The 21167-nt window shown below is 29.0% G+C and carries 21 protein-coding genes and 2 pseudogenes; 16 read left to right on the forward strand and 7 right to left on the reverse strand.

Annotated elements, in window-relative coordinates:
- Positions 1-86: 86 nt before the first annotated feature.
- Positions 87-986 (forward strand): cysteine synthase B, encoded by a 900-nt coding sequence (gene cysM, locus AJ884_RS06335; protein ID WP_070210065.1) that lies wholly within the window; start codon positions 87-89, stop codon positions 984-986.
- A gap of 6 nt (positions 987-992) precedes the next feature.
- Here cysM and AJ884_RS06340 read toward each other — a convergent pair whose 3' ends face one another.
- From AJ884_RS06340 to AJ884_RS06355, 4 genes and pseudogenes are all read right to left on the reverse strand, one after another.
- Positions 993-1553, reverse strand: a complete 561-nt coding sequence (locus tag AJ884_RS06340; protein WP_070210066.1) for an SCO family protein — start codon at positions 1551-1553, stop codon at positions 993-995.
- Complete coding sequence (locus tag AJ884_RS06345) at positions 1550-2002, reverse strand: hypothetical protein (protein WP_053872823.1); 453 nt, start codon at positions 2000-2002, stop codon at positions 1550-1552. Before AJ884_RS06345 ends, AJ884_RS06340 begins: the two co-directional genes overlap by 4 nt.
- Before the next feature lie 3 nt (positions 2003-2005).
- A complete protein-coding gene (locus AJ884_RS06350) occupies positions 2006-2425 on the reverse strand; it encodes a copper chaperone PCu(A)C (RefSeq protein ID WP_053872822.1) in 420 nt (139 codons plus the stop codon).
- Positions 2426-2511: 86 nt separating this feature from the next.
- Positions 2512-2969, reverse strand: a pseudogene (locus tag AJ884_RS06355) (hypothetical protein).
- Between the two features lie 153 nt (positions 2970-3122).
- Between AJ884_RS06355 and AJ884_RS06360 the strand changes: the two are divergent.
- The 4 genes from AJ884_RS06360 to AJ884_RS06375 all read left to right on the forward strand — a co-directional run bounded on the left by AJ884_RS06360 (position 3123) and on the right by AJ884_RS06375 (position 7127).
- Positions 3123-4100 carry a murein L,D-transpeptidase family protein gene (locus tag AJ884_RS06360; RefSeq protein WP_004305957.1) on the forward strand — a complete coding sequence of 326 codons (978 nt, stop codon included), beginning with the start codon at positions 3123-3125 and terminating at the stop codon, positions 4098-4100.
- Complete coding sequence (locus AJ884_RS06365) at positions 4101-5087, forward strand: alanine racemase (RefSeq protein ID WP_002861602.1); 987 nt, start codon at positions 4101-4103, stop codon at positions 5085-5087.
- 2 nt (positions 5088-5089) lie between these two features.
- The gene (locus tag AJ884_RS06370) at positions 5090-5557 is read left to right on the forward strand and encodes a tRNA (cytidine(34)-2'-O)-methyltransferase (RefSeq protein ID WP_002921721.1); all 468 of its coding nucleotides are present in this window, start codon (positions 5090-5092) and stop codon (positions 5555-5557) included.
- A 103-nt stretch (positions 5558-5660) separates the two neighbouring features.
- On the forward strand, positions 5661-7127 hold the full coding sequence (locus AJ884_RS06375; protein WP_002861600.1) for an alanine/glycine:cation symporter family protein: 1467 nt from the start codon (positions 5661-5663) through the stop codon (positions 7125-7127).
- 20 nt (positions 7128-7147) lie between these two features.
- Here AJ884_RS06375 and AJ884_RS06380 read toward each other — a convergent pair whose 3' ends face one another.
- Positions 7148-7879, reverse strand: coding sequence for an amino acid ABC transporter ATP-binding protein (locus AJ884_RS06380; protein ID WP_002861599.1), 732 nt, complete (start codon positions 7877-7879; stop codon positions 7148-7150).
- A complete protein-coding gene (locus AJ884_RS06385; RefSeq protein WP_002861598.1) occupies positions 7872-8615 on the reverse strand; it encodes an amino acid ABC transporter permease in 744 nt (247 codons plus the stop codon). Before AJ884_RS06385 ends, AJ884_RS06380 begins: the two co-directional genes overlap by 8 nt.
- A gap of 82 nt (positions 8616-8697) precedes the next feature.
- Between AJ884_RS06385 and AJ884_RS06390 the strand changes: the two genes are divergently transcribed.
- Together AJ884_RS06390 and AJ884_RS06395 are read left to right on the forward strand one after the other, a co-directional pair.
- A complete protein-coding gene (locus AJ884_RS06390) occupies positions 8698-8877 on the forward strand; it encodes a hypothetical protein (protein ID WP_010891894.1) in 180 nt (59 codons plus the stop codon).
- Positions 8870-9428: pseudogene (locus AJ884_RS06395) on the forward strand (DJ-1 family glyoxalase III). The gene AJ884_RS06390 and the pseudogene AJ884_RS06395 overlap by 8 nt, the downstream one beginning before the upstream one ends.
- Before the next feature lie 29 nt (positions 9429-9457).
- Here AJ884_RS06395 and AJ884_RS06400 read toward each other — a convergent pair.
- A complete protein-coding gene (locus AJ884_RS06400) occupies positions 9458-9823 on the reverse strand; it encodes a histidine triad nucleotide-binding protein (protein WP_002857192.1) in 366 nt (121 codons plus the stop codon).
- 123 nt (positions 9824-9946) lie between these two features.
- Here AJ884_RS06400 and pheS point away from each other — a divergent pair, with 123 nt between their 5' ends.
- The 9 genes from pheS (at position 9947) to AJ884_RS06445 (ending at position 21166) form a co-directional block, all read left to right on the forward strand.
- A complete protein-coding gene (gene pheS, locus AJ884_RS06405; RefSeq protein WP_002852567.1) occupies positions 9947-10939 on the forward strand; it encodes a phenylalanine--tRNA ligase subunit alpha in 993 nt (330 codons plus the stop codon).
- On the forward strand, positions 10936-13257 hold the full coding sequence (gene pheT, locus AJ884_RS06410) for a phenylalanine--tRNA ligase subunit beta (protein ID WP_070261282.1): 2322 nt from the start codon (positions 10936-10938) through the stop codon (positions 13255-13257). Before pheS ends, pheT begins: the two co-directional genes overlap by 4 nt.
- Entirely contained in the window at positions 13254-14540 is a 1287-nt protein-coding gene (aroA, locus tag AJ884_RS06415) for a 3-phosphoshikimate 1-carboxyvinyltransferase (RefSeq protein ID WP_070239657.1), read from the forward strand. Before pheT ends, aroA begins: the two co-directional genes overlap by 4 nt.
- Positions 14530-15363, forward strand: coding sequence for a 4-hydroxy-3-methylbut-2-enyl diphosphate reductase (locus tag AJ884_RS06420; protein WP_002861592.1), 834 nt, complete (start codon positions 14530-14532; stop codon positions 15361-15363). The genes aroA and AJ884_RS06420 overlap by 11 nt, the downstream gene beginning before the upstream one ends.
- 132 nt (positions 15364-15495) lie before the next feature.
- The gene (locus tag AJ884_RS06425; protein WP_070286508.1) at positions 15496-17166 is read left to right on the forward strand and encodes a 30S ribosomal protein S1; all 1671 of its coding nucleotides are present in this window, start codon (positions 15496-15498) and stop codon (positions 17164-17166) included.
- Complete coding sequence (locus tag AJ884_RS06430) at positions 17166-17654, forward strand: hypothetical protein (RefSeq protein ID WP_070276251.1); 489 nt, start codon at positions 17166-17168, stop codon at positions 17652-17654. Before AJ884_RS06425 ends, AJ884_RS06430 begins: the two co-directional genes overlap by 1 nt.
- A complete protein-coding gene (gene serA / locus AJ884_RS06435) occupies positions 17651-19234 on the forward strand; it encodes a phosphoglycerate dehydrogenase (RefSeq protein WP_044780500.1) in 1584 nt (527 codons plus the stop codon). Before AJ884_RS06430 ends, serA begins: the two co-directional genes overlap by 4 nt.
- Entirely contained in the window at positions 19221-19883 is a 663-nt protein-coding gene (locus AJ884_RS06440) for a response regulator transcription factor (protein ID WP_004305935.1), read from the forward strand. Before serA ends, AJ884_RS06440 begins: the two co-directional genes overlap by 14 nt.
- Complete coding sequence (locus tag AJ884_RS06445; RefSeq protein ID WP_044779238.1) at positions 19877-21166, forward strand: sensor histidine kinase; 1290 nt, start codon at positions 19877-19879, stop codon at positions 21164-21166. Before AJ884_RS06440 ends, AJ884_RS06445 begins: the two co-directional genes overlap by 7 nt.
- Position 21167: the final 1 nt, after the last annotated feature.

Here is a 21167-nt window from a genome sequence, read left to right on the forward strand (position 1 = left end):
TTCGGATATTTTGCATCTTTTATTTACTTTATTTTTTTAAACTTTTATAAAACTATCATTATTAAATAAAAAAGGATATTAAAATTATGAAAGTACATGAAAAAGTAAGTGAGCTTATAGGAAATACTCCCATTATACATTTGAAAAAATTTGGTATCAATGTTTTTGCTAAATGCGAATTTTTAAATCCTAGTCATTCTATAAAAGATAGAGCAGCTTTTGAAATGATTAAAGATGCTTTAGATAGTAAAAAAATTAATCAAGATACTACAATAGTTGAAGCAACTAGTGGGAATACTGGAATTTCTTTGGCTATGATTTGTGCAGATTTGGGACTTAAATTTATTGCTGTAATGCCTGAATCTATGAGTTTAGAAAGAAGAAAAATGATAACACTCTTTGGCGCTAGGTTAGAATTAACTCCTGCAAATTTAGGAATGAAAGGAGCGGTTGATAAAGCAAATGAAATATTGTTAAATACTCCAAATTCTTTTATGATTTCTCAATTTGAAAATATTTCAAATAAAAATGCGCATCGTAAGAATACGGCTTTAGAAATTTTAAGAGATTTGGATAATAAACTTGATATTTTTGTAGCTGGTTTTGGAACTGGCGGTACTATTAGTGGAGTTGGGGAAATACTAAAAGAAAAATTAGAAAAAGTGCATATTGTTGGAGTCGAGCCTCTAAATTCTCCATTGCTTAGCAAAGGTGAAGCGGGAAGCCATAAAATACAAGGAATAGGGGCGAATTTTATACCTGCTATTTTAAATAAAGAAGTTATAGATGAAGTGATCACGGTAAGTAATGAAGATGCTATAAATACAGCCAAAGAACTTGCCAAAAGTGGTTTAATGGTAGGTATATCAAGTGGAGCAAATGTATTTGCCGCAAGTATGCTAGCAAAGAAATTTCCAGATAAAAGAATTTTAACTATGCTAAACGATACGGCTGAAAGATACCTCTCAACTGATCTTTTTGCTTAAGTATGATTATTGAGAATTTAGAAAAATTCTAAGTTCTCTTAAAATTTCTTGTGGATTTAAATCGCTAATTTCTTTATAAAAATGACCTTTTTCATCAATAAGATAAAGCATATTGCTATGTGCTATAGAATAACCCATAAAAGAATCATTTAGATCTATTTTTTGATATTGAATATTATATTGTTTTGTTATTTTTTGAAGAGTTTTTTCATCTTTTGCAATTAAAGCATCTGCTTTTGGGTAAAAGTATCGTAACCATTCGTTTGTATTACTTAAGTTATTATCTCTATTTAGATCTAAAGAAATAAAAAGAAGGTGAGCCTTAGGATTATTGATTTGCTTTAAGGCTTTGCCTACTAAACTAAGAGTTGCCGGACAAACATCAGGGCAATAAGTGTATCCAAAATAGATAATAAGCTTATCTCCTTTAAAATCTTTTAGGGTGGCTTCCTCTTTTAAATCTGATTTCAAGATAAAATCATAAGAATTTTGATGATTTTTAATAAAAAATATTACACCTAAAATAATGGCAACTATAACTATAAATAAAATAATATTTTTTTTCATTTTTTTAGCTCAAAATCAAAATAAAACCCTATGGGTTTATTATTATCCATAAATTCTACCCTAAAACGCATAGTATCTAAAACACAAGTAGCAAGAACTATTTTGCTTTCATAGTCTGTTGAATTTAATCGATGTATTTTAGGCTTAATTTCACCCATATACATATTTAATCCATAAATTTTAATTCCTAAGTTGTTATAATTTCCTAGATTTACAATCTTTAGATTTGTAACATCTAAAGATTGTAAGGGTTTAGGATTTAGGGAAATTAAGACTTCTTTATTATTAAAACTATATGTGCAGTCTTTAACATTAAGATCGCAAGTCAATGGGGTGGAAAAATCAGCTTTTGTTATTTTTTGAGAATCTTTTATTATATAAAAATCAAAAATAATATATAAAGTAGCAATAACAAAAGCAAAAGCTAGGATAAAAATAATTTTTCTCATTAATTAGAATTCTTTAGAATCAATATTTTTTAACTCTATGGTTTTGTGATTATTAAATTTTAAATCTAAATTTACCTTCATATCTTTAATAATAGGTTTTTTTAGTTTTAAAAGCATTATATGGTAACCTCCTGATTTAAGCTCTGTGCTTGAATGAGCTTTTATAATAATTTCAGGAATTTTTTGCATCATCATTTTTCCATCTTTGTGTATATGTGTATGCAGTTCACTTGCTTCACTGATATCGCTTTTGACGCCTATTAAAGCAATATCTTTATCAGTATTATTAAAAATGGTAAGAAAAATAGCACTATTTTTCGCATGAGGTGGAGTTTGTTTTACAAAAGCATTTTTTACCTCTATATCATTAACAGCCCAAAGATTTACAGCAAAAAGAGCGCCTAAGAGAAGAATTTTTTTCATATTTGCATCCTTATTTTTATAATATTAAATATTTGTTCATTATATCAAAAAATATTTTTATTTGAATATAAATTTTTTAAAATCTTTCAATGTGTATTACCTGTTTGAAAATTTTTTGCATAGTAACATCACAATCAAAGAAAAAACCAGCTGGATAAAAATTCAACCCTAAATCTAGAATCATTGGTAATACTTCTATACTATAAAATTTATAAGAATATCACCATTAACTATATAAATTTTTTAGGAATGATATCGCCTATATTAGGAATTTAAACTATAAATTTTAATCTTTAAATTAGAATAATGAGGAGAATTTTTAATTTTTATAGTAGTTTTATTGAAAATTTTTATAGGTTTTGGGTAGGCTGAAACTTCAATATTTTTTTATTAAAAGAAAAAACACAATCTTGTAAATTTAAGTCACAAGCTAGATCTTGGCATGTATTTAAGCTAAATATACTTTCTTTTTATCATATAATGCATAAAAAGCTAAAAACAAAATGCCTAAAAAGATATTTCTATAAAAATTTCTTACCACTATAGACAACCTTTTAAAACAAGCCTTTATGATTTATAAAAATTATATCATAAATAAGGTCGCATTATTAATATAATTAATATTTTTTAAGAAAAAAAATATTATAATCACAAACATTTTTGACTTAAAAAATTTTGAAATACCTAAGGAAAAACATTGTTAAAACGACTTACTTTATTAATTACACTTTCTTCATTGATGTTGCATGCCTCAGATCTTGTTAAAATTTATCTTAATCAAGGGTTAGATGCTGTTGGCGTAGCGATTGAAAAAGAATTAACTCAAAAGGATTTTTGGTTAAGTGAAATAGGAGATAAAAATATTTCACTCGGATATTATGATGATAATGTTGCTATCGTGCTTGCAAATAAAACAGATAAAATTCTCCGTGTTTATTCTTACGAGGATGGAAAAATAAGAAAAGATTTTGAACAAAAAGAAATAATAACTGGATTAATGGGCGATAAAAAAATAGAAGGAGATTTGAAAACGCCAGTAGGTTTTTATGAGCTAGGTCGTAAGTTTAATCCAGGTGATCCTTATTATGGTCCCTTTGCTTTTGCTACAACTTATCCAAATTTACTTGATAAAGTACAAGGAAAAACAGGTGGTGGTATTTGGATCCATGGCTATCCTTTAGATGGTTCTAGACTTGATGAATTTAAAACAAGAGGGTGTATTGCTTTATTTAATAACAATTTGGAGAAATTTGCACAAGTTGTGCAAGACAAAAAAGTTTTTGTTATGACAGAAGAAAAAGAAAAAATTAGAGCTAAAAAGGATCAAATAGCTAGTTTATTGGCTGATCTTTTTACATGGAAACTAGCTTGGACAAATAGTGATACTAATACCTATTTAAGTTTTTATGATGAGCAAGAATTTAAACGTTTTGATAAAATGAAATTTGAACAGTTTGCTTCCATGAAAAAATCTATTTTTTCTCGTAAAGAAGATAAAAAGATTAAATTTTCAGATATTAATATCAGCCCTTATCCGAATTTAGAAAATGAAACTATGTATAGAATTTCATTTTATGAGGATTATTACACTAAAAACTATCAGTTTAGAGGCGATAAAATTTTATACGTTAAGATAGATAGTAAAGGTAAAATGAAAATTTTAGCAGAGCAATAAATGTCTTTAATAAAAATTGATCAAAAAGCTTATGAATATAATTTAAGACATATTGCTAAAAAAATAGGGAGTTTTCAAAGATTAATTTGCGTTTTTAAAGATAATGCATATGGACATGGAGCTAAGCTTTTAGCTCCATTAGCCAAAAATTTAGGAGTTTCTTTTGTTGCTGTTAAGAGTGAAGAAGAAGCTCAAGAAATCGAAGAATTTTTTGAGAATATATTAATACTATCACATCGTCCTCATGGTAATGAAAATTCTCGATTTATTTATGCTTTAAATGATATTTCCCAAGTAAAAAAATACAAGCAAGATATAAAAATACATCTAAAAATAGATACAGGCATGCATCGCAACGGAATTTGTGTAGAAAATTTAGAGCATGCTATAAATCTTATTCGAAGTAGTGATTTAAAACTTACTGGAATGTTTACACATTTTGCTAGTGCAGATGAAATGGATGGAAGTTTTTTTGTTCAAAAAGAAAATTTTCAAAAAGCTAAAAAGATAGTAAAAAAATATTTTTCAAATTTATTATTTCATTCGCATAATTCTGCAGCATTATTTAGAGGGAAAATTCCTGAAGATGAATATTGTAGAGTTGGGCTTGTTCAATTTGGATATGGGGAATCAAATTTAAAAAGAGTTTTAAGTTTGTATGCTCATAGATTAAGTCAAAGGATTTTACAAAAAGGACAGAGTATAGGATATGGAGGCATTTTTACTGCTGCAAAGGATATGGAAGTAGCAACTTATGATTTGGGTTATGCTGATGGTCTTTTCCGTTACAATGGAAAAGGGGAGTTAGTGCTTGGAAATGGAAAAGTAATACTTGGAAAGATGTCAATGGATAGTTTTTCTTGTGAAAATTCTGGTGAGGAAATTTGCGTGTTTAAAGATGCTGATATTTGGGCTGATTTTTTTCATACTATTAACTATGAAATTTTAGTAAAATTAAACCCTAACATTCAAAGAGTTCTAGTATAAACATGTTTAATATAGTTTTAGTTCACCCTAGAATACCGCAAAATACAGGTAGTATAGGTAGAATGTGTTTTAATGCTGGTTTTAAACTTCATATTGTTAAACCAACTGTTTTTGATATTTCTCAAAAGGCTGTTAGAAGAGCAGGACTTGATTACTGGGATAAATTAGAGCCTATTATTTGGGAGAATCTTGAAGAATTTTTAAATGAAAATATGATTTATAAAAATCGCTTTTTTTTCGCAACAACTAAGAGTCAAAAAGCTTATTTTGATGCAGAATTTCAAAAAAATGATTTCTTATTCTTTGGAAGTGAGAGTTATGGCTTACCTATGGAATTAATGCAATTAAATTGGGAAAATGCTATAACTATACCTATGAAATCTTATGGAAGAAGTTTAAATTTAGCTACAAGCGTTGGTATAATCTCTTATGAAGCTTTAAGACAAAATTTTAGCAATTTTGTTTCTTAAAAGTTTCAAATTTACACAATAACTTAAAACAAATAAAATCATAAAGTCCTTTTTATAAAAATTATGTTAAAGTAAAATTTAGATTATTTTTTGAGGAGTTTGGATGAATTTAGATATTATACTAGATTTTGCCAATAAAGCGTCTGATATTATAGCTAATAAGATTGTCCCAAATACAGACATTATTATGGTAGTTTTACTTATTGTTTGTGGGCTTTATTATAGTTTTTTAACTCGCTTTGTTCAGTTTCGTATGTTGAGTTCTGTATTTAAAATTCTTACAGAAAAAAACGAAGGACACACTAAAGAACATATTTCACCTTTTCAAGCATTGATGATCTCAACTGCTTCTAGAGTTGGTATAGGAAATATCGCTGGAATTTCTTTGGCATTGGCTACAGGTGGAGCTGGTGCTTTATTTTGGATGTGGGTTATGGCATTTTTTGGTGGTGCCTCAGCATTTGCTGAAAGTACCTTAGCTCAAGTTTACAAATCAAAAGATGATACAGGCGGGTTTAAAGGTGGTCCAGCTTATTATATAAAAAAAGCCTTAGGCTCACATTTTTTTGGAGCTTTTTTTGCTTTTATTCTTATTATTACTTATGCTTATGGATTTAACGGACTTCAAAGTCAAACAATGACTTCGTCTTTTAAAGTTTATTATGATATGTTTAATCCAAATGCTGCTGTAGATTTTGCATCAAGTTCTTGGCCAATGATTATTGGTATTGTTTTAACTATTTTTGGTGCATGGATGTTTTTTTCTCACCATACTAAAATAGGTAAAATTAGTTCTTTAATTGTTCCTTTTATGGCTTTAGCTTATGTTTTACTTGCCGTGATTGCTGTTTTAATGAATTTTGATAAAATTCCTTCTGTGGTTCATATGATTTTACAAAGTGCTTTTGATTTTAAAGCGATTTTTGGTGGTTTTGCTGGTTCTGCTTTAGTTATAGGGATTAAAAGAGGACTTTTTTCAAATGAAGCAGGTATGGGCTCGGCACCTAATGCAGCTGCAGCAGCTTTGACAAGTCATCCAGCTAAACAAGGTGTTATACAAGCCTTTTCAGTTTTAATTGATGTTGTTGTTTGTACAAGTTCTGGATTTTTAGTTCTTTTTTCTATGGCATATTTAGGACTTGGAGAAAGTAAAATCGATGGTGGAATGCCTTTAGTTCAAGAAGCTATGCGTGAGTATTATGGTAGCTTTGGAATCCATTTTATTACTATAGCTATTGTTCTTTTTGCAATAACTTCTTTAATAGGAAATTATTATTATGCTCAAGCTAATGTTAAATATTTAACAAATTCCAAATTTGTAATGAATTTGTTTAGAATTACAGCTGTAGCTATGATTTTTATAGGCTCGCAAATGAATTTAAAACTTGCTTGGAATTTGGCTGATTTGACTATGGCTTTCATGGCAACGACAAATATTATATCTTTATTGCTTTTAGGTGGTATAGTAAATAAAGTTTTAAAAGATTTTAATACGCAACAAAAATCTGGTATAGATCCTAAATTTAACGCTAGTAAACTTGGAATTAAAAACGCTGAATGTTGGGATTAAAATTCATAAGCCTTAATGGCTTATGAATGATTTAAAACCTTGTTTAAAAATTCTCTCAATCTTTCATTGCTAGGATTTTCAAATACTTCTTTAGGGCTTGCATCAACAGCAATTTTTCCTTTATCCATAAAAAATATACGATTGGCAACATTTCTAGCAAAACCCATTTCATGGGTTACCACAAGCATAGTTAAACCTTCTTTTGCAACATCTTTCATAATGCTTAGAACCTCGCCTATCATTTCAGGATCTAGAGCTGAAGTAGGCTCATCAAATAAAATAACATCAGGATTCATCATCAAGCTTCTAGCAATAGCTATGCGTTGTTTTTGTCCACCAGAGAGCTTATGGGGCATTATATTTTCTTTGTCTGCTAAACCCACCTTAGCAAGAAGTATTTTTGCTTTTTTTATGGCTTCTTCTTGACTTAAAATTCCTGTTTTAATGGGCGTTAAACATAAATTTTCCATAACATTTTTATTAGCAAAAAGATTAAAATGCTGAAATACCATGCTAACTTTTTGCCTGATCTTATTAATATCAATTTCTTTATCAAGTATGTTTTGCTTATTGATTAAAATTTCCCCACTATCAGCTACTTCTAAGCGATTGATGCAGCGTAAAAATGTACTTTTTCCTCCTCCACTTGGACCTATGATAGCTATTACATCGCCTTTTGAGATTGTAGTGTTAATATTTTTTAAAACTTCTAATTCTCCATATTTTTTTTGTAAATTTTTAACTTCAATCATTTTTATTCATCCTAAGTTCAAGTTTTTTTGCAAAATAACTAAAAATTTTTACACTTACGTAATAAACAAGTCCAGTGAAAATAATAGGTTTTGGATTGTAAAGTACGGCTTGCAAGCTTTGACTTTGCATGGTAATATCAACAACACTAATAAATCCTACAACAGAAGTTTCCTTAAATAAAGAAATAAATTCATTAGCTAATGCAGGTAGAATGTTTTTAGTAGCCTGAGGAAGAATAATTTCTTTCATTGAAGTTTTGTAATCAAGTCCCATTGCTCTTGCAGCTTCCATTTGTCCTTTATCCACACTATTAATGCCACTTCTTACAATTTCTGCTATATAAGCCGAGCTATTAAGTCCTAGTGCAAGAATGGCTGCATAAAGGTTATCTATAAAAGTAAAAATTACAAAAGCAAAAATCATCAATTGTAAAATTACTGGTGTTCCTCGTATAATGTCTATATATTCATCTATAATAAAATTAAGTGTTTTAAATTTAGAGAAGCGTAAAATAGCTAAGCTAAAACCAATAATCACTCCGATAATAACAGCACAAGCAGTTAATAAAAGCGTAATAAGATAACTTTTTAAATAAGCTTTTGCATTTTCTGTATAGCCATAGCTTACAACTCCACTAGGATCTTGAATTTTTAATATTTCTATCGGGAAAGAAAAATAGCCCCATAAAATAATAATAACAAAAAAAACAAAAATTCTTATATTTTTCTGATTCAATTTGTAAACCTTTTCAGAGAAATTATTTAAAAAAAGATTTTATAGAAATATCTTTGAATTTTCTCTAAAGATTTAAAAAAATGTGTTAGAATTTCCCAAAAATAAGGTTGTATTTATGGAAATTTTAGATTTCATTCTAATAGTTATTTTTGTGTTTTTAATGATTGTTTTGGTCATAGGATTCAATCATCAAATGATGCAAAAAAACAAAGAAAGAGAAGAAAGATTTAAAAAATATAAAAAAGGAGAACAAAATGAGTAAAAAAGTATTAATTCCATTGGCTCAAGGTTTTGAAGAAGCTGAATTTATAGGAATTGCAGATGTTTTAAAACGAGCAAGAGAATTAAATCCGGATTTGGAAGTTGTTATAGCTTCGCTAAATAGTGAGTTATTAGTAAAGGGTGCTAATGGCATTAGTATAATCTATAGAGGATGTTGATATAGAAAATTTAGATGCCATTGCTTTGGCGGGTGGCTTTGAAGGTATGATGAATCTTAAGAATTCAAATATTATTTTAAATATCATTAAACAACTTCATAGCAACAATAAAATTGTTGCCGCAATCTGTGCTTCTCCTATAGTCTTAAATGAAGCAGGTGTTTTAGAGGGCGAGTTTGCTTGCTATCCTAGTTGTGAAGTTGGACTTAATGGAAATCGTGTTAATAAGGCTGTAGTTGTAAATAAAAATGTTATAACTTCAGCAGGTCCAGCTACGGCAATTCTTTTTGGTTTAGAACTAGCTAAAAAGTTATGCGGTGATGAAATTTATCAAAAATTATACGAGGGAATGTTGCTACCTCTGACAAAATAATTTAAATGGTAGTTTTTCTACCATTTAAATTAAAATAAAGCTTGAGGATTTTCTTTTTTTGTTTTTTCCTTAGGCAGTTCAAAACCTCCAAGCATATGAAAATGCAAATGAAAAACTTCTTGTCCGCTATTTTTTCCACAGTTTGTTACCAAGCGATATCCACTTTTATCTACGCCTAAAAGAACAGCTAGTTCTTGTATAAAACTTGTCATTTTGGCCATAAGTTCAGGATCAAATTCTTGAAAGTCTTTAAAATGTTTTTTAGGGATTATAAGTATATGTATGGGTGCTTTGGGTGCAATATCATGAAATGCTAGAAAATCGTCACTTTCAAGCACTTTATTGCATGGAAGTTTACCTTCAACTATGAGTTCAAAAATTGTTTTTTCTTGCATTATTTATCCTTTTTTATTGTTGGTTTGATACAATTATATCTTTAAAGTTTGGTTTTTATGCTGAATTTAAAATAGTTTTTAATAGAATTAGAACTTGAAATATTTTATTTTAAGGTAAGAAAATTGCAAAATTTTATAGAACAGATTCAAAAATGTGAGAATTTAAATGATTTGGAAGCCATTAGGATTTCCGTTCTTGGAAAAAAAGGTATTTTAACAGAAGGCTTTACAAAGCTTAAAGAGTTAGAAGATGAGGCGAAAAAAGAATTTGCTGCTAAACTAAATGCACAAAAAGAAATATTTAATGAGGCTTATTTAGCTAAATTTAAAGATTTGGAAAATCTTGCTTTAGAAGAAAGAATGAAACAAGATGCTTTAAATTTTAACTATTTTGATGAAAGTATTACAACAGGTGCCTTGCATCCTGTTATGAGCACCATGGATAAAATCATAGAGTATTTTATAGCTTTGAATTTTAGCATAGAAAAAGGGCCTTTAATAGAAGATGACTTTCATAATTTTGAAGCGTTGAATTTACCTAAATCTCACCCTGCAAGAGATATGCAAGATACCTTTTATTTTGATGATAAAAGGCTTTTAAGAACACAAACTTCGCCAGTGCAAATACGGACAATGCTTGCACAAAAACCTCCTATTAGGATGATAGCCCCTGGTGCTGTATTTAGAAGAGATTTTGATATTACGCATACTCCTATGTTTCATCAAGTTGAAGGCCTTGTAGTGGAAGAAGGGCAAAAGGTTAGCTTTGCAAATTTAAAAAGTGTATTGGAAGATTTTTTGCGTTATATGTTTGGAGATGTGAAAGTTCGTTTTCGTCCAAGTTTTTTCCCATTTACAGAACCTTCTGCTGAAGTTGATATTTCTTGTGTATTTTGCAAAGGAAAGGGTTGTAGAGTTTGCAAACATACAGGTTGGCTCGAAGTTTTAGGATGTGGAATAGTTGATCCTAATGTTTATAATTTTGTTGGTTATGAAAATGTAAGTGGCTATGCTTTTGGATTAGGAGTAGAGCGTTTTGCAATGCTTTTGCATCAAATTCCAGATTTAAGATCTTTATTTGAAGGTGATTTAAGATTATTGGAGCAGTTTAGATGATAATTACTAAAAGTTGGTTGAATGATTGGTTAGAACTTGAAGAAATAAGTTCAGATAAAATAGCTAAAACTTTAAATTCTATAGGTATAGAAGTTGATAGGGTTGGCGTTTTAAAGGCTCCAGATAAAGTTGTTGTAGGCTATGTTAAGGAAAAAATTAAACATGAAAATTCAGATAAATTAAGCATTTGTCAAGTTGATATCGGAAGTGAAACCTTGCAAATTGTCTGCGGTGCTGCGAATGTTGATGTAGGACAATTTGTAGCTGTTGCAACTAAAGGTGCTATCATGCCAAACGGTATGGAAATAAAAGAAGCAAAATTACGAGGAGTGGATTCTTGTGGTATGCTTTGTTCTAGTTTAGAATTGGGTTTTGAAAAAATCAATGAAGGAATTATGCTTTTAGATGAGAGTATAGGGAAATTAGAACTTGGGAGAGCTTTAAATACTTATGAAATTTTTAATGATGAGCTAATAGAAGTAGAGCTTACTCCTAATAGGGGTGATTGTTTAAGTATTTATGGTATTGCTCGTGATTTAGCTACAGCTTTAAATTTAAATTTAAAAGAACCAAAACCATTCAAAGAAAGTGAAAATGTTTTGGGTATCGGTAGAATTTTGCGCTTAGCAGCTGAGAAAGAACTTAACGGACTTTATAATTATCGAGCTATAGAGCTAAAAGAAGAAATTCAAACAAATTTATTGCTTAGTTTAAGACTTGCTCAAATTGAAGGTTTGGGAAAAAATTCCATAGAAAATTTATTAAATTATGCAACGCATTCAACTGGTGTTCTTTTTAATGCTTATGATTTAAGTGGTTTTTCTGAAAAAGATGAAGAATTTACCATCAATTTAAGCAAGCAAATGCATGGAGAAACAAAAGTATCTTACAAAGATAAACTTTTAAGCTTTAGCGGAATTTTCCAAAATAATGAAAGTAGATGTAAAGATGATTCTAAAATAATTATTATTGAGGCTAATTATACCGATCCATTGGTAATTGCAGATGCTAAAATATATCATAAAGATCAAGATGAAAAAATGCTTTATAGAAGTTTTAGGGGAAGTGAACCTAAATTAAATTTAGGAATGGATTTTTTGCTTAGTATTTTTGAGCAGATTCCAAATCTTGTTATTTATAGTTCTTCTCAACAAATTTTAACCAATAAAGAATTACCAATCATACCAATAAGTATTGAAAGTATTGGCGATATAATAGGGCAAAATGTTGATAAAGATGAAGTATTAAAAATATTGAAGAAATTAGGTTTTGAGCTCATACTTTCAGGTGAAGGGCTTATAAATGTTAAAGTACCTTTACATCGTCCTGATATTAAAAATTTATCAGATATTTGCGAGGAAGTTGTAAGAATTATAGGTATTGATAATATTGCTTCTAAGGGTTTAGAATTTATAGAAAAAAATCGTTTAAATTCTGCATATAAAAATTATATTGAGTTTTTGAATTTAAGGAAAAGAGCAGTAGCTAGTGGTTATTTTGAAAGCTTACATTATGTTTTAGACAATGAAAAAGAACTTAAAAAATTGGGTTTTGATTCTGTTAAATTAAAACTAATCAATCCAATTACAGCAGAACTTAATACTTTAAGAACAACCCTTTTAAATCATTTATTGAATGCAGCAAGTTTAAATGCAAAAAATTCTAAAAAAATTATTAAACTTTTTGAACTAGGGGTTGTTTTCAATGTCAATAATCAAGAATTAAATCGTATCGCATTTATCCATTCTGGCTTAAAAGAAGAAGCTAAAATTTCTAATAAGGCAAAACCTGAATCGGTGCAATTTTATGATTTTCTTTTAGACATTAAAAATATTATAGGCGATTTTAAACTAAAATCATCAAAATATAATATTTTAAGCCCTTATGAACAAGCAGATATTTATCTATCGGATATTAAAGTAGGTTTTATAGGCCGTTTGCATTTAAAAATAGAAAATGAGAGGGATTTGCCAAAAACATATATTTGCGAACTTGATTTAGATTTAATTAAGCAAGATTTTAAAATAGCTAAGCCTTACTCCAAATTCCCAGCTATCACTAGAGATCTTAGCGTGTTAATACCTAAAGGTTTTGAATACAATCAGATTAAAAATTGTATCGAAGAATTGAATTTAGAAATACTTGAAAATTTTCGTTTAGTTGATATTTATAGTGATGAAAACCTTAAAGAATTTTATAGCATTACTATGAGTTTTTCTTTTAGAGATATAAATAAAACTCTAGAAGATAATCAAGTAAATGAATGCATGGGTAAAATTTTAAATACTCTTAAAAATTTAGGTCTTGATTTAAGATGAAAATTTACAAATTGCAAACCTCTATAAATGCTATACTTGAAAATATAGCAGCAGATAAAAGCATATCTCATCGTTTTGCTATATTTTCGCTTTTAACACAAGAAGAAAATAAGGCTCAAAATTATCTCTTAGCTCAAGATACTTTAAACACTCTTGAAATTATAAAAAATCTTGGAGCTAAAATTGAACAAAAAGATTCTTGCGTCAAAATTATACCCCCTAAAGAAATTTTATCTCCAAATTGTATTTTAGACTGTGGAAATTCAGGAACCGCTATGCGTTTGATGATAGGATTTTTAGCAGGAATTTCTGGTTTTTTTATTTTGAGTGGAGATAAGTATTTAAACAATCGTCCTATGAGAAGGATAAGCAAACCACTTACTCAAATAGGCGCTAGAATTTATGGAAGAAATGAGGCAAATTTAGCTCCACTTTGTATAGAAGGTCAAAAATTAAAAGCTTTTAACTATAAAAGCGAAATTTCTTCAGCTCAAGTTAAAACAGCTATGATTTTATCTGCTTTTAGAGCTGATAATATATGCACTTTTAGTGAAATTTCTCTTAGTCGAAATCATAGTGAAAACATGCTAAAGGCTATGAAAGCTCCAATAAGGGTTAGTAATGATGGCTTAAGTCTTGAAATAAGTCCTTTAAAAAAACCTTTAAAAGCTCAAAATATAATCATTCCTAATGATCCTTCTTCGGCTTTTTATTTTGTTTTAGCAGCTATTATTTTGCCTAAATCTCAAATTATTTTAAAAAATATTTTACTTAATCCTACTCGTATAGAGGCGTATAAAATTTTGCAAAAAATGGGCGCCAAACTTGAAATGACAATAACTCAAAATGATTTTGAAACTATTGGTGAGATCAGGGTGGAGTCTAGCAAGCTTAATGGCATAGAAGTTAAAGATAATATCGCTTGGTTGATAGATGAAGCGCCTGCTTTGGCTATAGCTTTTGCTTTGGCTAAGGGTAAATCTAGTTTAATAAATGCTAAAGAATTACGCGTTAAAGAAAGCGATAGAATTACTGCGATGGTTGAAAATCTAAAGCTTTGTGGTGTTGAAGCTAGAGAACTTGATGATGGTTTTGAAATAGAAGGTGGATGCGAACTAAAATCTTCAAAAATTAAAAGCTATGGAGATCACCGTATTGCTATGAGTTTTGCTATTTTAGGTTTGCTTTGTGGAGTTGAGATTGATGATAGTGATTGTATAAAAACTTCTTTTCCAAATTTTATAGAGATTTTATCAAATTTAGGAGCTAGGATTGATTATTGAATTAGCAAAAAACTATGGTTTTTGTTTTGGTGTTAAAAGAGCTATTAAAAAAGCAGAACAAATAAAAGATGCCGCAACTATAGGTCCTCTTATTCATAATAACGAAGAAATTTCTCGTTTACAAAAAAATTTTAATGTCAAAACTTTGGAAAATATAAAAGCTTTAAGCAATGAAAAAAAGGCTATTATAAGAACTCATGGTATTACAAAGCAAGATTTAGAAGAATTGAGAAAAAAAGATATAGAAATTTTTGATGCCACTTGTCCTTTTGTTACAAAGCCACAACAAATTTGCGAGCAAATGAGCAAGGAGGGTTATGAAGTTGTTATTTTTGGAGATGAAAATCATCCCGAAGTTAAAGGAGTAAAAAGTTATGTAAGCACAAAAGCTTATGTAGTTTTGGATAAAAAAGAGCTTCAACATATAAAACTTCCTAATAAAATAGCTGTAGTAAGCCAAACAACTAAGAAGCCTGAACATTTTATGGAGATAGTAAATTTTTTAATACTTAAAACCAAAGAAGTAAGAGTTTTTAATACTATATGTGATGCAACCTTTAAAAATCAAGATGCTATTAAAGAACTCTCGCTTAAAAGTGATGTTATGGTTGTTGTAGGGGGTAAAAACTCAGCCAATACAAAACAACTTTTTTTGATTGCAAAAACCAATTGTGAAGATAGTTATCTAATTGAAACCGAAGAAGAGTTAAAAAAAGAATGGTTTTTAGATAAAAAACATTGTGGTATTAGCGCAGGCGCTAGTACTCCTGATTGGATCATACAAAAAGTTATCGCCAAAATAGAAAATTTTAAAATTAATTAAAAAATGTTTTCAATATAGAATAAAAAAGTCAAAAATTTAAAAAAAATTAATAAAAATAAAAAAACTTAACACTAATTAAAGAAAAATAAGGTAAAATCAATCAATTTCTAAAAATTATTTTAAAGGACCATAATGAGCGAGGTGAACAAAAAAGTTCAAGGCGGCGTAGATGATTATCTTGAGGAAGAAGATTTTGGACTGCTTTTAGAGGCTTTCGATAAATCAAGAGAAGAGACTACAACAGAGGGTGTGATTGTAGAGATCAAAAATGATGAAGTTTATGTAGATATAGGCAAAAAATCTGAAGGTATTTTAGCTCTTAGTGAAATACAAGATGATAATTCTAAGCTATTATTTAATGTAGGCGATAGTATTAAAGTTGCTGTTATGGGTTCTCGTGGTGGCAGATCTTTACTTTCTCATAAAAAAGCTTTGAGAAAAGAAAAAGTTATTGAATTTATTAAAAACTATCAAGAAAATCAAGATGATATTTTTACCGTAAAAGTAGTTGGAAAAAATAAAGGCGGATTGATAGTTGTTGATGAAAATGATGTTGAATTTTTCTTGCCAAAATCTCAATATGGCTTCAAAGAAACAAATAACATTATAGGCAAAACGTTTAAAGTTAAAATTATTAAAATCGACAAAGATGAGCAAAGTATCATTGTTTCTCGTAAAAAAACTTTAGATGAGGAGAGAAGAAAACGCAAAGAATTGATCAATAATGTAGCACAACAAGAAGATTTAATTGAAGGTATTGTGAAAAAAATTACCACCTATGGTATGTTTGTAGATGTAGGAGGTGTTGATGGCCTTGTTCATTACAGCGAAATTTCTTACAAAGGACCTGTAAATCCTGGAACACTTTATAAAGAGGGCGATAAAGTTCCAGTTAAAGTTATAAAGTATGATAAAGAACGCAAACATTTATCCTTATCTATAAAAGCGGCTTTACCTGATCCATGGAGTGAGATAAAAGATACTCTTGATGTAGGTGATACCATTAAAGTAATAGTATCAAATATAGAGCCTTACGGTGCTTTTGTGGATTTAGGAAATGATATAGAAGGATTTTTACATATCAGTGAAATTTCTTGGGATAAAAATATTAAAAATCCAAAAGATTATATCAACAAAGGCCAAGAAATTGATGTTGAAGTAATTGAAATCAATCCAAATGAAAGACGCTTAAGAGTTTCTTTAAGAAATTTACTTTCTAGACCTTTTGATGAATTTATGAAATCTTACAAAATTGCAGATGTGGTTGAGGGAGAAATTACCTCAGTAACTTCTTTTGGTGCGTTTGTTAGACTTGACGGTATTGAAGGTTTGTTGCATAATGAAGATGCTTCTTGGGATAGAAATGATAAATGCAAAGACAAATTCTCTCAAGGGGATAAAATCAAAGTAAAAATTATCAAAATAGATGAAGAAAACCAAAAAATATCATTAAGCGCAAAAGAATTAAGTAGCTCTCCAGTTCAAGAATATGCCAAAATTCATAAAGTCGGCGATATTGTAAAAGGCACTATCCGTGATATTAAAGATTTTGGCGTTTTTGTAGAGCTAAGTAAAAATGTTGATGCTTTAATTCATAAAGAAGATATAAGCACTTCTATGCTTGAAAATTTAAAAATTGGCAACGATATTGAAGCTGCTATAGTTTTTATTGATGAAAAGAAAAATAGAATTCGCCTAAGTGTTAAAAATCTTATTAGAATGAAAGAAAGAGAAGTTCTTAATGAAATCAATAATGATGATAAAGTAACCTTAGGTGATATCATTAAAGATCAACTAACTTAATGAAAAAATACTTTACAATAAGCATTTTGAGTATTTTATTACTCATTTTGCTTGCTGTTGTTTTTACATTACTTTGGCAATTTAAAGCTAATGTAAATTTCATTCCACAATTTGCTAAAGATACAAATACGCAGCCAAGCATTCAAACCCAAAATCAAGATCTTTCATGGCAAGAAGAATTAGCAAAATGGCCTACACGAGATTTTACCCCAGCAGCAGAAAAATTTACCTTATATTTTGATGCGGATACTAGCGAGCTTAAGGAGAAAAATAAATATTATCAACTTATAGTTGGAAAATATGATATTTATTCTATGTTTTGCTTAAGACAGACTTTAAATTCTTTTAATGTGAAGTATTTTCTTCTTAAATCAGGTGATAGTCCAGAAATCTTTTTGGATACAGGTAATGAAAAACTTATAGATGATATTATGAAAGAATTAAAAAAATATAAAATAAATACAGAAGTAAAGGAAATTTGGTTATGAAAAAAAAGATTATAGTATGTGATGCTATTTTGGATAAAGGTATCGATATTCTAAGAAAAGCTGAAGATATTGAGCTTATAGAAGCTGCAAAAGTTCCAAAAGATGAACTTATGCAAATGCTAAGCGATGTTGAAGTTGCTATTACTAGAAGTTCTACAGATGTAGATATAAATTTCTTAAATCATGCCAAAAAATTAAAAGCGCTTGTGCGTGCTGGGGTGGGCGTAGATAATGTTGATATTCCAGAGTGTTCTAAAAGAGGAGTGATTGTGATGAATGTCCCAACTGCAAATACTATTGCCGCAGTTGAACTAACAATGGTACATCTTTTAACATCAGCTAGAAGCTTTGTCAATGCTCATAATTTTTTAAAAATTGAAAGAAAATGGGAAAGAGAAAAATGGTATGGCATTGAATTGATGAACAAAACGCTAGGGGTTATAGGTTTTGGAAATATAGGTTCAAGAGTAGCTATCCGTGCTAAAGCATTTGGTATGAAAATTTTAGCCTACGATCCGTATATTTCTGCTTCTAAGATTACAGATTTAGATATGGAGCAAGCAAAAAATTTGGATGAAATTTTAGAAAAAAGTGATTTTATTACCATTCACACACCAAAAACCAAAGAAACCAATGGTATGATAGGAAAGCAAGAAATTGCAAAAATGAAAGATGGAATAAGATTAATAAATTGTGCTCGCGGAGGATTGTACACAGAAGAGGCTTTATATGAAGGTTTAAAAAGTGGTAAAATAGCATGGCTTGGTATAGATGTATTCAATAAAGAACCTGCGACTAATCATCCTCTTTTAGACTTTGAAAATATTTCAGTTACTTCTCACCTAGGAGCAAATACTTTAGAAAGTCAAGACAATATCGCAAGAGAAGCTTGTGAGCAAGCACTAAGTGCAGCACGAGGCGTGGCTTATCCTAATGCCTTAAATTTGCCAATTAAAACCGAAGATTTACCACCTTTTGTAGCTCCTTATATAGAACTTGTTTCTAAAATGGCTTTTTTAGCTGTTCAAATTGATAAAAATCCTATAAAAAGTATTAAATTAGAGGCTGAAGGAATTATTGGCGAGTATGCAAATTCTATGCTAACCTTTGCAGCTGTTGGTGCTTTGGGTGGAATTTTAGGAGAGAAAATTAATTATGTTAATGCAGAATTTGTTGCCAAAGAAAAAGGAGTTGAATTATCTTGCGAAACTCTTCCAAATAGTGGTTATAATAATAAACTTAGCGTTAAAATTATCACCGAAAATTCAAATATCAGTGTTTCAGGAACAGTGTTTAATGAAAATGAACAACGCATAGTTGGATTAAATGGCTTTAAAACTGATTTTAAGCCAAAAGGGAAAATGATTATTTTTAAAAACAAAGACATACCAGGAGTTATAGCTAAAATCAGCTCCGTTTTGGCAGCTAAAAATATCAATATAGCTGATTTTAGGCTTGGTAGAGATGGTTTTGGGTATGCTTTGGCTGTTGTTTTGATTGATGAAAAAGTTCAGAAAGAAGTATTAGATGAACTAAAACAATTAGAGGCGTGTGTATTTGTCCAATATGTTGAAATTTAAAATTTTAATTATAGAAGATGATATAGATTTAAACGAACTGCTTGTTTTAAAGTTAAAATCTAGTGGTTATGAAGTTATATCTTTAGTGGATTTTTTTGGAGTTGAAGATTTGCTCGATAATGAGCAAATCGATCTTTTAATAGTCGATAGAAATTTGCCCAGTGGAGATTCTTTAGAAAAAATTCAAGATTTAAGAGAGCAAGGATATAAAGAAGCAGTTATTTTTCTTACAGCCAAGGCTTTGCATCAAGATTTGCTCGAAGGCTTTGAAAGTGGTTGTGATGATTATGTTTGTAAACCTTTTGATTTTAATGAGCTTTTGCTTCGCATTAAAGCAATTTTAAAACGCCATAAAAAAGAAGAAGAAAAACTATCTTTTGGTGATTTTATTTTAGATTTGGCTAATTATGAATTCTTTTACAAAAATCAAAAATTAGAAATCTCAAATCTTGACTATGAGCTTTTAAAATATTTTTTTGAAAATCCAAATACCTTGCTTACTAGACAATTTTTAAGCGAAAGCGTTTGGAAAGATGATACTACAAGTGATAAAACAATCAATATAGCTCTAACAAGACTTAGAAATAAATTTCCAAAACTAAAAGATCATATTATAAGCGTTAGAGGTGTTGGCTATAAATTATGCTAAAAACTAAAAATATTTTTATAGTTTTTTTTGTTGTATTGGCTTTGATTTTTGGGTTTATTTTTTGTACTTTTACTAACTCTTATCTTAATTTCTTGCTTATAAAACAATATGAGCAAAAAATCAAAAGCCTTGATGATGTTTTAAAATTTTCTCTCTTAGAACATTTAAATGATGCTAATATCAAGGATTTTGCTAAAGATACTAGGGCTGATTTTATTATCCTAAACAATGATATGAAAATAAGTTCTGTAAAAAATCCTGATTTTTTTTCTAATCTTAAAGAAGGAAAAATTTTAAATTTCGATTCAAAAAAAATTCTCACTAAAAGCTTTATTTACAAAGGATATAAATATATTATTATTGTTTATCCTCGTTTTTTAGATTTAGAACTTTTTTGGACAAAAATGGCAATCGGTTTTGGAGTGTCCTTGCTGTTTGTTTTTATTTTAATGTTGTTGCTAGGTAGAAGAATAGAGAAAAATTTTAATAAAATTTTGGATTTTTTAGATTCTATAGGGGATCATAAAGTTGTTATATTAGAAAAAGGAATGTTTAAAGAATTTAATTTGCTAAATGAGAAGCTTTTAAAAACTAAGGATAAAATTCTAAAGAATACCCAGAAAAATAAAAAACAAAGCGATAAAATCACTTTAAAAAATACTCAGCTTGCTAGTGTGATTTCTGCTATTTCTCATGAGCTTAAAAATCCATTAAGCGTGATTGATCTTAGCTTAGAGATGCTAAAAGATGAGAAATTGGAAGATAAAAAATTAAAAAAGGAATTGCTAGAAAAAATTTCGCGTCAAAGCATTAAGCTTAATGCTTTGACCCATAAGCTTAATTTTGTTTTTAATCTTAATAGTGAAGCCTTGCAGATGCAAGAATTTGATCTTTTTTCTCTGTGTGAAAAAATCACTAAAAACCCAGGCTTTGAAAGAGTTGTATTGCAAGGTAAAAGCACGAAAGTTAAGGCTGATGAATTTTTAATCGAGCAAGTGATTATAAATTTGCTTTCTAATGCTTTAAAATATAGTCAAAAAGAAGTCATTTTAACAGCAAGAGATCAAAAGATAATAGTGCAAGATTTTGGAAAAGGTATAGAAGAAGATAAAATAAAATTGATTACAAAAAAATTTTATAAAATTGATGTAAAAAGTGATAATTCTTTTGGTTTGGGACTTTTTTTAGTAAAGAAAATTTTAAGTATACATAAAAGTTATCTTGAAATTTCTAGCACTTTAGGCTATGGTTCTAGTTTTAGTTTTAAACTCAGTCAAGGATAAA

Source organism: Campylobacter sp. BCW_6463, from assembly GCF_001762785.1.
In the GTDB taxonomy this organism is placed as follows: Bacteria; Campylobacterota; Campylobacteria; order Campylobacterales; family Campylobacteraceae; genus Campylobacter_D; species Campylobacter_D jejuni.

Bases quoted from the DNA above. Each gene is read 5' to 3' on its own strand.
- cysM (WP_070210065.1), top strand. From the start codon at position 87: ATGAAAGTACATGAAAAAGTAAGTGAGCTTATAGGAAATACTCCCATT.
- AJ884_RS06340 (WP_070210066.1), bottom strand. From the start codon at position 1,553: ATGAAAAAAAATATTATTTTATTTATAGTTATAGTTGCCATTATTTTA.
- AJ884_RS06345 (WP_053872823.1), bottom strand. From the start codon at position 2,002: ATGAGAAAAATTATTTTTATCCTAGCTTTTGCTTTTGTTATTGCTACT.
- AJ884_RS06350 (WP_053872822.1), bottom strand. From the start codon at position 2,425: ATGAAAAAAATTCTTCTCTTAGGCGCTCTTTTTGCTGTAAATCTTTGG.
- AJ884_RS06365 (WP_002861602.1), top strand. From the start codon at position 4,101: ATGTCTTTAATAAAAATTGATCAAAAAGCTTATGAATATAATTTAAGA.
- AJ884_RS06370 (WP_002921721.1), top strand. From the start codon at position 5,090: ATGTTTAATATAGTTTTAGTTCACCCTAGAATACCGCAAAATACAGGT.
- AJ884_RS06375 (WP_002861600.1), top strand. From the start codon at position 5,661: ATGAATTTAGATATTATACTAGATTTTGCCAATAAAGCGTCTGATATT.
- AJ884_RS06380 (WP_002861599.1), bottom strand. From the start codon at position 7,879: ATGATTGAAGTTAAAAATTTACAAAAAAAATATGGAGAATTAGAAGTT.
- AJ884_RS06400 (WP_002857192.1), bottom strand. From the start codon at position 9,823: ATGCAAGAAAAAACAATTTTTGAACTCATAGTTGAAGGTAAACTTCCA.
- pheT (WP_070261282.1), top strand. From the start codon at position 10,936: ATGATAATTACTAAAAGTTGGTTGAATGATTGGTTAGAACTTGAAGAA.
- aroA (WP_070239657.1), top strand. From the start codon at position 13,254: ATGAAAATTTACAAATTGCAAACCTCTATAAATGCTATACTTGAAAAT.
- AJ884_RS06425 (WP_070286508.1), top strand. From the start codon at position 15,496: ATGAGCGAGGTGAACAAAAAAGTTCAAGGCGGCGTAGATGATTATCTT.
- AJ884_RS06430 (WP_070276251.1), top strand. From the start codon at position 17,166: ATGAAAAAATACTTTACAATAAGCATTTTGAGTATTTTATTACTCATT.
- serA (WP_044780500.1), top strand. From the start codon at position 17,651: ATGAAAAAAAAGATTATAGTATGTGATGCTATTTTGGATAAAGGTATC.
- AJ884_RS06440 (WP_004305935.1), top strand. From the start codon at position 19,221: ATGTTGAAATTTAAAATTTTAATTATAGAAGATGATATAGATTTAAAC.
- AJ884_RS06445 (WP_044779238.1), top strand. From the start codon at position 19,877: ATGCTAAAAACTAAAAATATTTTTATAGTTTTTTTTGTTGTATTGGCT.